The organism is Vibrio sp. Vf1514 (assembly GCF_052076135.1).
Taxonomy (GTDB): Bacteria; Pseudomonadota; Gammaproteobacteria; order Enterobacterales; family Vibrionaceae; genus Vibrio; species Vibrio furnissii.
Window position 1 is genome coordinate 733372 of sequence record NZ_CP197268.1, and the last position, 13298, is coordinate 746669.

11 protein-coding genes are annotated in these 13298 nt (G+C 52.7%); all 11 read right to left on the minus strand.

Features of this window, described 5'->3' with window-relative positions:
• Positions 1-74: 74 nt before the first annotated feature.
• Positions 75-1310, minus strand: coding sequence for a urate hydroxylase PuuD (locus ACS18Q_RS18375; RefSeq protein ID WP_441258177.1), 1236 nt, complete (start codon positions 1308-1310; stop codon positions 75-77).
• On the minus strand, positions 1256-2638 hold the full coding sequence (guaD, locus tag ACS18Q_RS18380; protein ID WP_441258178.1) for a guanine deaminase: 1383 nt from the start codon (positions 2636-2638) through the stop codon (positions 1256-1258). The genes ACS18Q_RS18375 and guaD overlap by 55 nt, the downstream gene beginning before the upstream one ends.
• Position 2639: 1 nt before the next feature.
• Complete coding sequence (gene uraH, locus ACS18Q_RS18385) at positions 2640-2963, minus strand: hydroxyisourate hydrolase (protein WP_075989436.1); 324 nt, start codon at positions 2961-2963, stop codon at positions 2640-2642.
• Positions 2960-3451: a 2-oxo-4-hydroxy-4-carboxy-5-ureidoimidazoline decarboxylase gene (locus ACS18Q_RS18390; RefSeq protein WP_441258179.1), complete on the minus strand. Its 492-nt coding sequence runs from the start codon at positions 3449-3451 to the stop codon at positions 2960-2962. Before ACS18Q_RS18390 ends, uraH begins: the two co-directional genes overlap by 4 nt.
• Positions 3448-4329 (minus strand): xanthine dehydrogenase accessory protein XdhC, encoded by an 882-nt coding sequence (gene xdhC / locus ACS18Q_RS18395; protein ID WP_441258180.1) that lies wholly within the window; start codon positions 4327-4329, stop codon positions 3448-3450. Before xdhC ends, ACS18Q_RS18390 begins: the two co-directional genes overlap by 4 nt.
• The gene (xdhB, locus tag ACS18Q_RS18400) at positions 4313-6691 is read right to left on the minus strand and encodes a xanthine dehydrogenase molybdopterin binding subunit (protein WP_441258181.1); all 2379 of its coding nucleotides are present in this window, start codon (positions 6689-6691) and stop codon (positions 4313-4315) included. Before xdhB ends, xdhC begins: the two co-directional genes overlap by 17 nt.
• Entirely contained in the window at positions 6684-8096 is a 1413-nt protein-coding gene (gene xdhA, locus ACS18Q_RS18405; protein WP_441258182.1) for a xanthine dehydrogenase small subunit, read from the minus strand. Before xdhA ends, xdhB begins: the two co-directional genes overlap by 8 nt.
• 96 nt (positions 8097-8192) lie before the next feature.
• A complete protein-coding gene (locus ACS18Q_RS18410; RefSeq protein WP_441258183.1) occupies positions 8193-9269 on the minus strand; it encodes a BMP family ABC transporter substrate-binding protein in 1077 nt (358 codons plus the stop codon).
• Positions 9270-9665: 396 nt separating this feature from the next.
• Positions 9666-10595, minus strand: a complete 930-nt coding sequence (locus tag ACS18Q_RS18415) for an ABC transporter permease (RefSeq protein WP_020328574.1) — start codon at positions 10593-10595, stop codon at positions 9666-9668.
• Complete coding sequence (locus ACS18Q_RS18420; RefSeq protein WP_154179891.1) at positions 10595-11701, minus strand: ABC transporter permease; 1107 nt, start codon at positions 11699-11701, stop codon at positions 10595-10597. The genes ACS18Q_RS18415 and ACS18Q_RS18420 overlap by 1 nt, the downstream gene beginning before the upstream one ends.
• Entirely contained in the window at positions 11694-13223 is a 1530-nt protein-coding gene (locus ACS18Q_RS18425) for an ABC transporter ATP-binding protein (protein WP_441258184.1), read from the minus strand. The genes ACS18Q_RS18420 and ACS18Q_RS18425 overlap by 8 nt, the downstream gene beginning before the upstream one ends.
• Positions 13224-13298 lie beyond the last annotated feature (75 nt).

The window sequence follows — 13298 nt, forward strand, 5'->3', positions numbered from 1 at the left end:
CGTGGGTTGTCCATCAACGATAAAAAAGCCACTTGGTTCCTCCAAGTGGCTTTTGTTTATCTTCGTCTTTTCAATTAGTTGAGTGCGGACAATGCCTGCTTAAGCTGCTGGCGTTCTTCGTCCGTCATCTGGGTTTTATTGAGAAACGGCATATCTGCGCTGTCTACGGCGCGAGCAATGATGCGTGATTTCCAGCGATCAATGTCCTGCCAGCTATCAAACACCGCGCCACTCGGCGCCACTTTGAAGATGTCGTCCGTTGGCGTGGCACTGTGACACTGGCTGCACCGCTGTTCGATGATCTGCTGCGCAATGTGTTGATCCGCATTGAGCGACGCTGTGATCGTCGCACTGGCAGGCGCAGCTTCACGCGCATTTGATTTCGCCATATGCATCTGTTCGGTCGCTTGCCAGCTAATCACGACGGCCAGAGCAAACATCGCGGCCGCACCAGAAAACATCACGAACGGTTTTTTCTCACCGGCATGTTTGAGGTTGAAGTAGTGACGAATATACGCACTGATCACCAGAATCAGCATTCCCACCAACCAGCTGTGCGCATGTTGATACACCATCGGGTAATGGTTGCTGATCATCAGGAAAATCACCGGCAGTGTGAAGTAGTTGTTGTGAATCGAGCGGCGTTTACCTTCCAGTCCGGGCGCAGGATCGACCGGTTCACCCGCGGCTACTTGCGCAACCATTTTGCGCTGACCCGGAATAATCTTGTGGAAGACGTTATTGACCATAATGGAGCCAATTAATGCCCCCATATGGATGAACGCGCCGCGGCCGCTGAACAGGTGCGTAAATCCATAGAAAAACAGCGCGCCAAAGGCGATTAACGCGCCACTGAACAGCAGCGTATTGCGGCCAAACGGAGAGCGCATCAAGCCCTCATACACCACGACGCCAAGCAAAATACCGCCCACACCCACACCAACCGCTTGCAGCGAGGTGAGTGCCATCACACGTGGGTCGACCAGATACGCTTGCGCGTTGAAGTAATACATCCAAATCAGCAATGCCGAACCCGTCAGCCAGGTCGAATAGGCTTCCCATTTAAACCAATGCAGTTTCTCCGGCATTTTTTCCGGGCCAACCTGATATTTGGCCACTTCATAGAAACCGCCCCCATGTACAGCCCAAAGATCGCCTTTAATACCTTTGTCTTTTTTCCATTGCGGCGGGGTTTCTAAGCTGTTGTCCAGCCACGTGAAATAGAAGCTCGCACCAATCCATGCGATGCCACAAATTACATGAAACCATTTGATGAATAACGCAAACCATTCGTAGAGTTGTGGCCACATAACACCATATCCTTTTGATAGACTAATTTTCCATGAACGTAAGTTCTCTCGATCACTCGCTCATCGCCAAGGGTGATCAGGGCGAAAAGCTGCTCAGACAAATCCTGACAACGCAATGTGCGCTGTTTGAGCATTGGAAATGCAGTGAGATCGAGTTCGATGAAGTCGGCTTCAGTGCCGATGTTAAAATTCCCAATCAGGTGATCGAGTCCCATTGACGCGGCGGCGCCTTGCGTGCAGAGGTAGAGCGATTCAAACGCATCGAGGCTGACGCCTTGCAATTGACAGATTTTGTAGGCATCTGCCTGATTGCGCAGCAGGCTCAAACTGGTGCCGCCCCCCACATCACTGGCAATCGACACCGGAATCCCGGCATCTTTCGCTTTGTCATACGGAAACAGGCCGCTGCCGAGAAAGAGGTTGGAAGACGGGCAGAAGGCGATAGACGCGCCGCTACTGGCCAGCGTTTGTTGTTCACGCTCGCTCAGATGAATCGCATGGCCGAACAGCGCACGGTCGCGTACCAGATGATTGCGTTCATACACCCCCAAATAATCAGCATCGTGCGGATAGAGCTCTTTCACCCACGCCACTTCGTTGATGTTTTCGCTCAAGTGAGTCTGAATGAAGGTGTCCGGATGCTCATCGGCCAACTGTCCGGCTTTTGCCAACTGTTGCGGCGTGCTGGTTGGCGCAAAACGCGGCGTAATTGCGTACAGGGCACGGCCCTGATTGTGCCAGCGTTCGATCAGCGCTTTGCTGTCGCGATACGACGATTCAGGCGTGTCTTGCAGCGCGTCAGGACAGAAGCGATCCATCATCACTTTGCCGCAAACCATGCGCGCATCATATTGCTCGGCTGCTTCAAAAAAGGCGTCCACCGATTGCGGATGCACCGTCGCGTAAACGCTCGCCGTGGTCGTCCCATGCGCAAACAATTGTTGCAGGAAAAATTGCGCCTGAACTTTTGCGTAGTCGTAGTTGGAAAAGCGAAGTTCGGTCGGGAACGTGTAAGTGTTGAGCCAGTCGAGCAGTTGTTTGCCGTAGCTGGCGATGATTTCGACTTGCGGAAAATGCACGTGCGAATCAATCATGCCGGGGATTAATAAGCCGCGATGCTGGACCACGTTGCCCTGGATCAGCAACGCTTTATTGGCCGACACCGAGAAGAACGCTTTCGCATCACCCACATGCCGTATGCGACCATGTTCAATGACTAAAACACCGTCGTTCCAGTATTCATAGTTGTCTTTTGGTGACAATGTCACTTCAGGAAAGTGCAGAATGCTTCCCCGGTGAACTTGCCATGCTGAATTGTCTTTCACCATATTAACTGCCTCGGTAACTCGAGTAGGAATAAGGCGAGAGCAGCAATGGAATGTGATAGTTGCGCGTTTCACTCACCGTGAAATGAACGTCGATCATCGGGAAAAATGCCTGTCCAAATTGCGCCTCACAGTAGGGTTGCACCAAAAATCGTAGCGTGTAGTTGTGCGTATCGAGTGCGACCTCGGCAAATTTGACTCGGCCATCCTGGTCGGTTTGTGCTTCAGCAAGGCACTCAAAACTGCCCAAGCGAAACAGCTTGACGGTAATGTCTGCGGCCGGGCGGCCATTGGCGGTGTCGAGTACATGACAACTTAATTGATTCATAGATACGCTTCCATTCTGATATGACTGATTTTTTGTTGTTCAATTGCAGCTTGTTGCAGCTCTTGTTGGTATGTTCGGTGAATGCGCGCCTTCAGAAGGCCCAGCATGTCGTCGGCACTTTTATTGGTCGCGCAGACAATGAAAATAAAGCCAAACTTCGCGCGGTATTGTTGATTCAACGCCACCAGTTCTTGCAGCGTTTCATTGGACGCCAGCTGAACCTGACCTTGTTCCTTGGCACTCAGCGCTTTACCCTGCGCGTATTTCTTCTCAAGACTTGCCATGTCGCCGATCATCGGGTGTCCGGCAAAGGCTTCCAGCCAATCGGCTTCATCAAGCTGGGCAAACGCGGCATCTGCGGCATCGTTCAATGCCGCGGCCGACGCAAACGGCATCGCCGCCTGCATAAGTTGCTGCCAACGTCTGCTGGTACAAATTTGTGCCAGCTGTTCTTCACTCAAATCGAGTTGATTCAGGGTGGAGTTCATTCGTGCGTTTCCTTGAGTGATTTGCGCGCTTGGTTGGCTTGCTGCCACTGCGCATCACCATTTGATGGCGCTGGTGTTTGATTAGCGAACAGGCCAATCAATTGCGCCGCGATAGATACGGCCACTTGCATTGGTAACTTTCCTTGTACATCTGGGAGGCCGATTGGGCAGGTCAGGGCATCAATCCATGCCGGATTGCTCAGCTGTTCTTTGAGACGAAACTCAAACCGTTGACGCTTGCCTTGCGAACCAATTAAACCCACAAACGCAAAGCGCCGTGCTTCTAGCGCAGACAGCGTTAATTCGAAATCCAACGCGTGATCTTGGGTCATGATGATGAGATAGGCGTTATCGTTCAGGCTGGTCATCGCCTGACGCGGGTCGTCGCAATGGTGTGTTTCGACGCCAAGTTGAGCGAGCGGCGTGAGCCACTCAGCACGGTTATCTACCACTTTCACGTGACACGGTAACTCTGAGAGCACACTCGTCAACGCCCGGCACACATGGCCTGCACCGAAGATGACCACCTGCGGCGTTTGCGTTTGAAAGTACTCGAACATCACTTGCACCGCGCCACCACAACATTGCCCCAAATCTGCTGCGAGAGAAAAGCGTTCAATCGTGACGTCGCTGTGCTTGGCTTTGAGATGTTCACGCGCCAGCGCAATGACTTGAAACTCCAGATTGCCACCGCCTAGGGTGTCAAACTGCGCCGTCTCTGTGATCACCATCTTGGCACCGCTGGTACGTGGCACGGAACCGACATAAGCGACAACCGTTGCGATGCAGTACGCTTCGCCGCGCTGTTCGAGTTGCTGACATGCCGCCAGCCAATTGAGGCCCTGACTTGCCAAAAAGGCGTTATGAGAGAATGACATCGGCGTTCTCCTTCACTGGATGGCTTTCAAGCCACTGCTGTTGATGCTCACAGGCGCTCAAAATCATTTCGCCTGTTGCCGGCGCATGCAGGTGCGGCGCGCAGCGATGCTCAGAAATGGACGCCACTGCATCGTAAATGGCACACCAAACACTGATCGCATGCATGAACGGGGGCTCACCAACGGCTTTCGAGCGATAAATGCTGTGCTCCGGATTGGCTTTGTCATACAGCGCAATCTGCATCTGTTTTGGATAATCGCCAATGGTCGGAATCTTGTAATTCATCGGACTGTTGCTGAGCAGGCGGCCGTCTTTGGCCCACACCAATTCTTCGGTTGTCAGCCAGCCCAATCCCTGAATAAACGCGCCTTCGATCTGGCCGCGGTCAATCGCCGGGTTAAGGCTGCTGCCCACATCATGCAGAATGTCCACGCGATCCACGTGCTGTTCACCCGTCAATGTATCAATGGTGACTTCTGAGCAAGAGGCCCCGAGCGAGAAGTAGAAGAACGGACGACCCGTCGCGGTGGCACGGTCGTAACCGATTTTTGGTGTTTGATAAAAGCCACTGGCCGAGAGCGACACGCGATGCATGTAGGCTTGTTGCACCAGTTCCGCCCAAGAAACAGGGGTCGCGGCACCGACTAAAGTGTCGTTGACGATATCTAGGTCATCGCTGTGATAATGTTCGCGAGCAAACGTCAGTAAACGTTCCTTGATGGTCATCACCGCATTGTGAGCTGCCATCCCATTGAGATCAGCGCCTGAAGAGGCGGCGGTTGGTGAGGTGTTTGGCACTTTGTCGGTGCGCGTTGATGTGACGAGGACTTTATCAAGCGAAATCCCCATCGACTGCGCCACAATCTGCTGAACTTTGGTGTGCAGACCTTGGCCCATTTCCGTCCCGCCGTGCGACACCTGCAACGTGCCATCGGTGTAGATGTGAATCAGCGCGCCCGCTTGGTTGAGGTGAGTAGCGGTAAACGCGATACCGAACTTGATGGGGGTAAGCGCCAGACCTTTTTTCAGCACCGGATTGCGCATGTTCCACTGTTCGATTTCTAAGCGGCGCGCGCGGTAGTCAGCATCAGCTTCTAACTGCTCGATGATGCCGCGCATCTCGTCATACTGCTCCACTTCCATCCCGTATGGCGTGATGTTCTTGCCCGCGCGATACAGGTTGTTCAGGCGCACATCCAGTGCATCGAGTCCGGTGGCTAGCGCCAGTTCCTGCATCGCTTTTTCAATCACGATCATGCCTTGTGGACCACCAAAGCCTCGAAACGCAGTGTGAGAGACCATGTCGGTTTTAAGACGATTACCAACCACCGTGGCCTTGCCGAGGGAATAGGCATTGTCGGCATGGAACATCGCGCGATCGACAATGGCATCCGAAAGATCCGGCGAGTGACCACAGATGCCGTTCACTTCAATACTGGCGGCTTGGATCACGCCTTGTTGGTCCGCCGCAAGTTGATAGCGGTTATAGAAGGGGTGGCGTTTACCCGTAGTCGTCATGTCCACGGCGCGTGGTAAACGCATTTTTACCGCACGTTTGGTGTGAAACGCACCCAGCGCCGCCATACATGCCCATTGCGCAGCCTGACTCTCTTTACCGCCAAATCCGCCGCCCATGCGGCGCATATCGACGGTGACTCGGTTAAAATCAACCGCTAGCACTTCGGCAACCAGCTTTTGGACTTCCGACGGGTTTTGGGTTGAAGAACGCAGAAAGATGCCGCCATCTTCAGTGAGTTCAGCAAGGCTCGCTTGGCCTTCCAGATAAAAGTGCTCCTGACCGCCCACATGTAGGTCGCCATCAAGGTGAATGTCGGCTTGGTCGAACAGCGTCGTATCGGGATTGGGGCCCATTTGATGGCGAGCCAGTAAAGGTTCGTGAAGGCTTGCTTCCGCATAACTTAGAGTGACATTGTCACTTTTTGTGTATTCGACGTTCGCCAGACGAGCCGCTTTCCAGGCCAGTTCATGACTGGTTGCCAGCACCAAAGCGATGGGTTGACCGAAATAACGAATCTCGCCGTTCAGCATCAGCAACGGGTCACCTTTAAAGATGGTTCCGATGTCTTTTTCGCCCGGAATATCATCCGCCGTCAGCACTCGAACAACACCGTCGGCCTGACTGACAGCACTCAGATCCACCGAGCTGACTTGGCCTTTAGCAATCGCGCTGGTGACGACGGCTGCGTGCAAACAACCGCGCGGCGTGGCGTAGTCATCCAGAAACTGCGCTTCACCACTGACTTGTTTTTCGGCACTTTCGTGCTGGTGAGAACGCCCAACCACCTGGAACGCGGGGTGCGGCTGCGTGTGTGAGGATTCAATCGACGTTAACTTACGCATGTTGCACCAACCTTGTTTCAACGTGTTGCGATTCCAGATAAAAGCGTTGCAGCAGGTTTTGTACCAACTTCACTCGATAGTCAGCACTGCCGCGCACATCACTCAGCGGCTGAATGAGTGTGGGGACCAGTGCTTTTGCAGCGTGTACGATGGGCAGTGACAATGGGCGGCCAACGAACACTTTTTCCAGCTCATGCAGTCGCACCGATTTCGCGGCAACCCCGCCTGCTGAAATGATGCAGTGCTTCACTCGTCCATCGGTGGCAATGGTCATATTGATGCCCAGCGTCACGGTCGCAATGTCGTCTTCGTAACGCTTACTGATTTTGTAGATCGCATGATGCTGATTCGGCGCCAAACGCGGCAAGTGAATCGCGCTGATCCATTGATTGGGTTTCAACACCGTTTCGCGATAGCCGGTAATGTAATCTTCGGGTGCAAACAGAATGCGAGTTTCACCATCATCGACTTCAATGCGACCATTGAGGCTGATCAGCAGCGGGGCGATGTCGCCAATCGGCGAGGCATGACCAAGGCTGCCACCGAGCGTTGCGCGGTGACGAATGGTTAAACTGCCCAAACGTTCAATGACTTCATCAGCGGTTGGGAAATGCGCTTTGGCGAACTCGTGAACCTGATTCATCGGCACCGCAGCGCCAATTCGCCAGCCTGACGTGGTTTCAGAAATCCCCAGCAGATCATCCACATGTGAAATATCGATGAGTTTAGGCAGCGACTTCATGTGTTGGGTCACTTCGAGCGATAAATCGGTCCCGCCTGCGATAATTTTGGCATCCGGCATGGCGGCAATCGCTTCAGCCAACGCTTGACGGTTAGCTGGACGCGCGTAATGCGGCTCACTACTTTCGGCCACAGAACCGAGCCAGAGTTTCACGGTTTCGTCATCACGGCTGAGTGGGTCTTCAATTTGGCTGTGAGCAATGGTGTTCGCGGCGTCAATCAGCGGGCCATAGCCTGTGCAGCGGCATAAATTTCCGGCGAGAAAATCGCTGGGGTTTTCGGGAGCCGTTTCTTGTTTTGAAAGGGCGTACAACGACATCACAATCCCCGGCGTGCAAAAGCCACATTGCGTGCCGTGTTTATCGACCACCATTTGCTGAACCGGGTGCAACGCGTCACATTGTTTGAGATGTTCAACAGTCCTGATCTGTTTGCCATGCAGTGCATGAATTGGTGTAATGCAGGCGTTGATCTGACGATAACGAAGGCGCTCAGATTCATCCAGATCGACCATGACGACGGTGCAGGCACCGCAATCGCCACTGGCGCATCCTTCTTTAGAGCCTGTCATCTGTTTTTGTTCGCGCAAATAGTTGAGCAGCATGGTATCCGCCTTGGCCGATTCCACTCTGATCACCTCGCTGTTAATCATGAGCTCTAACATAACTTCCTCTGTCTTTAAAACTTGTCCAATTGGTCAACTTGCTAGGTAAAAAACGGCTCGCGCACCGTGAGCAGGAGACGCGAGCCGGAAGTGAGATTAGTTAGGGATCTTGGCGTCGATACCTTCGACGTACCAGTTCACGCCTGCAAGTTCTTTATCGGTTAGAGAATGACCCGCAGCGATCACGGAATGGCCTTGGTTGTCATTCATCGGGCCGGTAAACGGAACGATAGCGCCAGACTTAATTTTGTCCTCTGTACTGAGTATAGCTTGTTTGATTTCAGCAGGGAGGTCAGGGTTGATTGACACGATCTGCAGTACGTCATCTTTCAAGCCGCCCCAGTAATCCTGTGGCTTCCAGTTTTTATCCATCACACCTTCGACGGTTTTGATGTAGTGCGGCGCCCAGTGGTCACGCACGGAGAACATGTGCGCTTTCGGCGCAAAATGGCTCATGTCAGACGCTTGGCCGATCCCCATCACACCACGTTTTTCAGCGGCAATCAGTGGCGCTGGGCTGTCGGTGTGTTGAATGATGATGTCTGCGCCTTGGTCAATCAGTGCGTTCGCTGCATCCGACTCTTTGCCTGGGTCATACCAAGTGTTGACCCAAACAATTTTCAGTTTGATGTCTGGATTGACGCTCTTCGCGCCCAGATAGGTGGCGTTGATGTCACGAATCACTTCCGGAATCGGGAATGTTGCGATGTAGCCCAGCGTGTTGGTTTTGGTGGCCATCCCCGCAGCGACACCAGAGACATAACGACCTTCATAGGTGCGCAGCACGTACGTGCCCAAGTTTTTATCCATCTTGTAACCGGTGGCGTGCTCAAAGGTCACTTTCGGAAAACGTTTCGCCACTTTCGCCGTTGGGTTCATAAAGCCAAAAGAGGTGGTGAAAATCACGTCATTGCCCGATTTTGCCAACTGCGTGATCACGCGTTCTGCATCCGCGCCTTCCGGTACGTTTTCAACAAATGTGGTTTTGACCTTTCCGCCGAAGTACTTTTCCATTTCGATACGGCCTTGGTCGTGCTCATAGCTCCAACCATGGTCACCAATCGGCCCGACATAGACGAAGCCGACTTTCAGCGGATCATCCGCCAGCGCCGAAGTTGAGAGCAGTGCAGACACAGAAAGTGCCGCAGCCGTCATCCACTGATTTAGTTTCATGAAATTCTCCGTTTTCATTTTATGGTTTGAGTTGAGATTGTTGCTGTTTGAATTAAGGCTTTCGGTTTGCAACGCATCGTTATGAATGGATAAAGCAAAAACTTGACCAATTGGTCGTGTTTTGAAAATTTATTTTTCATTGATAAGAGAAAGCCTTACACAGCAAGGCATCGAAAGAGAAAGACGTGCTTCAAGCAGGGACAACATGCGTTGGACATGATGGGAGAATGCGTAATTTTGGTGCTTAGTGATTCATGATGTGCACACATTTGATGCAGCTTAAATCAGCCGCGATAAAAATAAAAAAAGCCCGCAGTGCGGGCTTCCTCATGTCGTGACGTTTTGGTTTCAATGACAATGGAACGTCATGACGATGGAAACTTCTTGACGATACAACTAGTGACGTTTGGGATCGAATGGCTTGCCTAAACTCATCGGCGTCGCTAGCTTCTGGCGCAGCTCATTTGAACTGAGCAGTACCATCACCACAACTGTTGCCACATATGGCGTCATCGCTAAGAGGTTCGGTGAAATATCCACGCCCACACCTTGCATCATCAAATGCATGATTGAAGTGAAGCCGAACAGATACGCGCCCAAAACCAGATAGCCAATTCGCCACGACGCGAACACTACCAAAGCCAGCGCAATCCAGCCGCGGCCTGCGGTCATGTTCTCCATCCACATTGGCGTGTAGGCGAGGGACATATACGCGCCAGCCAAACCTGCCAGCGCGCCTCCGATTAAGGTGACAATGTAACGAACTTTAATCACCTCAATGCCAAGCGCATTGGCTGAGTGAGGATTTTCGCCAACCGCGCGAATAATCAGCCCCGCACGCGTCTTGTGCAGCACCCACCAAGCGCCAACGACCAACACGAAGCTGAGGTAGACCAGCAAGTCATGATTGAACAGCAATGGGCCAATGAACGGAATGTCACTCAGCAGTGGGATCGGCATCGCTTTGAAGCCGACGATTGTCGAACCGACTAAGCTGCCGCCAAGAAACGCACTGAGACCCGTGCCAAAGATGGTTAATGCCAGCCCAGTCGCCACCTGATTGGTGCTCAGAGTTAAGGTCAGGACGCCAAACAGCAACGCCATCAACATACCAGCCAACATGGCAACCAGAATGCCAACTAATAAACTGCCGGAGAAATAGGCGCCCGCGAAGCCTGCCATCGCGCCCATCAACATCATACCTTCTTGGCCTAAATTCAATACGCCCGTTTTTTCACAAATCAACTCGCCCAATGCGATGATGAGTAACGGGGTTCCAGTTTTCAGTGCCGCAATACACAGCGATTGAATCAATAACGCATCCATTATGCAGCTCCTTTTTCGTCAACAAGTGTGGTTTGAGCGGGCGCCCGTAACGCGCTTTTGGGGACAAAGCGATAGTGAATCAGAAAATCACACGCCAGCAGGAAAAACAGCAGCGTGCCTTGGAAAAGCCCGGTGACCGCAGTTGGTAGTCCGAGTTCGATTTGTGCCAGATCGCTTCCCATATAGAGCGCGCCCATAAATAGCGATGCGACAATCACACTGATCGGATTCAAACGCCCCAAATAGGCCACGATAATGGCTGCGTAGCCATAGCCCGGCGAAACGGACGGCACCAGTTGACCAATCGGGCCCGCGACTTCGGCAGCGCCCGCAAAACCTGCCAATGCGCCAGCAAACAACATCACGCCCCAAACGAGGCGATGCTCTGAAAAACCGGCGTATTTGGCAGCCGCACGCTCAGAACCGAGCACGCGTAATTGAAAGCCGGGCAGGGTTTTGAACAACACAACACCCGAAACCAAAGCAATCACGACCGCAACAATGATCGACGCTGATGCGCGTCCGCTGTCAAACAACGGATGTAGCAGCGCTGCATCGGCAAACATTTGGGATTCAGGAAAGCCAAACCCTTGTGGATCGCGAAGCGGGCCATGCACCGCCCACAGCAGCACATACAAACCGATATAGTTGAGCATGATGGTGGTGAGAATGATGTTGGTGTGAAAACGGCGGTTCAGCCATGTCGGGATTGCAGCCCAGCCAGCGCCTGCAGCCATGCCCGCAATTAAGGTCGCCAGCAGCATACCAATTCCTGAGGTGTCATCGGCGTTCACCGCGACCGCACTTGCCGCCACGGCGCCAATCAATAACTGGCCTTCCGCGCCAATATTCCAGATGTTGGCACGATAACAGAGCGCTAAACCCACGGCACACAGCATCAACGGCGCGGATTTCACCAGTAATTCGCCCAAGTTGTAGCTGTCGGAAAAGGGCATCATCACAAACACTTGAAACGCTTTCACCGGGCTGACGTCTAGCCACACAAACAGCACACTGGAAACAGCGAGCGTTAAGGTCACAGCGATGAACGGCGAGAGCCACATCATCAACTTTGAACTTTCCAGACGAGGTTGCACGTTAAGCATGGGCCACCTCCTGCGACGCCATAAAGCCGCCTGCAATCCACTCACCGATTTGATCAATGGACGTGTCCGCCGTTTTTACCGCCGACGAAACGTGGCCCTCATAAATCGCGGCGAGGCGATCGCAAAGCACGAACAGCTCATCAATATCTTCAGACACCACCAGAATGGCAGCACCTTGGTCGCGCAATGCAATCAACTGTCGATGGATCGCGCTGGCCGCACCAATATCGACGCCCCAAGTCGGGTGCGCACAAATCAACACACGCGGCGCTTGTGCCACTTCACGCCCCATGATGAATTTTTGCAGATTCCCGCCCGACAAACTTTTCGCTTGCGACTGCTCATTGCGACACTTGACCTGATTGGTTTGAATCAGTTTTTGGGCCATGGCTTTGAGTTTGGGAAATTGAATCACACCGCTGCGACAAAGTGAGCGCGCATGCGTCAGCAGGGTATTCTCTTCTAAACTCATCTCCGGCACGGCACCTTGTCCCAAGCGATTGGCCGGGACATAGGCTAAGCCCAGTTGGCGGCGGCGTCCTGCATGCAAATGTCCAATCGGCGTATTTTGCCACTGGATCGCGTCTTTATCGGCGCGCGTGTCTTCGCCGCTCAGCACGGCCAACAAGTCTTCCTGACCATTGCCCGCCACGCCCGCCAAACCAAAGATTTCGCCACTGCGAAGCTCAAGATTAATGTGCTTTAAGCTGCATCCAAACGGATGAGACGGCGCGAGTGACAGATCGACTGTGCGCATCACCACCGCTTCACTGGCAGTTTTTGGGTACGTTTCTGACAATTGGGTTTCATCGCCAACCATCATGCGCGCAATTGAATTGGGCGTTTCGCGGGCAGGGTTGCATTCCCCCGTCACTTTGCCGCCACGCAGTATCACAGCGCGATGACAAAGCGTGGTGACTTCCTTTAGCTTGTGGCTGATGAACAAAATCGCGCAGCCTTCAGACGCCAGTTGATTGAGCACGGTAAACAACCCTTCGATCTCCTGCGGGGCCAGTACCGAGGTTGGCTCATCGAGGATCAGCAGTTTTACGTTCTGAATCAAACAACGCAAAATTTCAACCCGTTGGCGCTCGCCGATACTCAGGCTGTGAACGTAACGATCCGGGTCCACGTGCAACTGATATTGTTCGCTTTTTTCGATAATGGTTTGGCGTAAATCATCCAAAGAGTCGAGAAATTCTTTATCTAGCCCCAACTGGATATTTTCTAACACCGTCAGGGTTTCAAACACAGAGAAGTGCTGGAACACCATGCCAATTCCCATGGCGCGGGCCTGATTGGGGGATGTCATGCTGACTTCATGATTGTTCCATAAAATTGCACCTTCACTGGGTGCGTTGATCCCGTAAATCATTTTCACCAGCGTGGACTTGCCAGCGCCATTTTCACCCAGCAACGCAAGAATTTCGCCGGGAAACAGTTTGAGATTCACTTTGTCATTCGCCACGACACCCGGGAAAAACTTACTGAGATTCCACAGTTCGAGAAGTGGTGTAGTCATGTTGAGCAGATTCCTTTCTATTTTTTTTCGAAAGGGTAAATGCAAAAACTTGACCAAGTGTTCAAATCTTGTCGG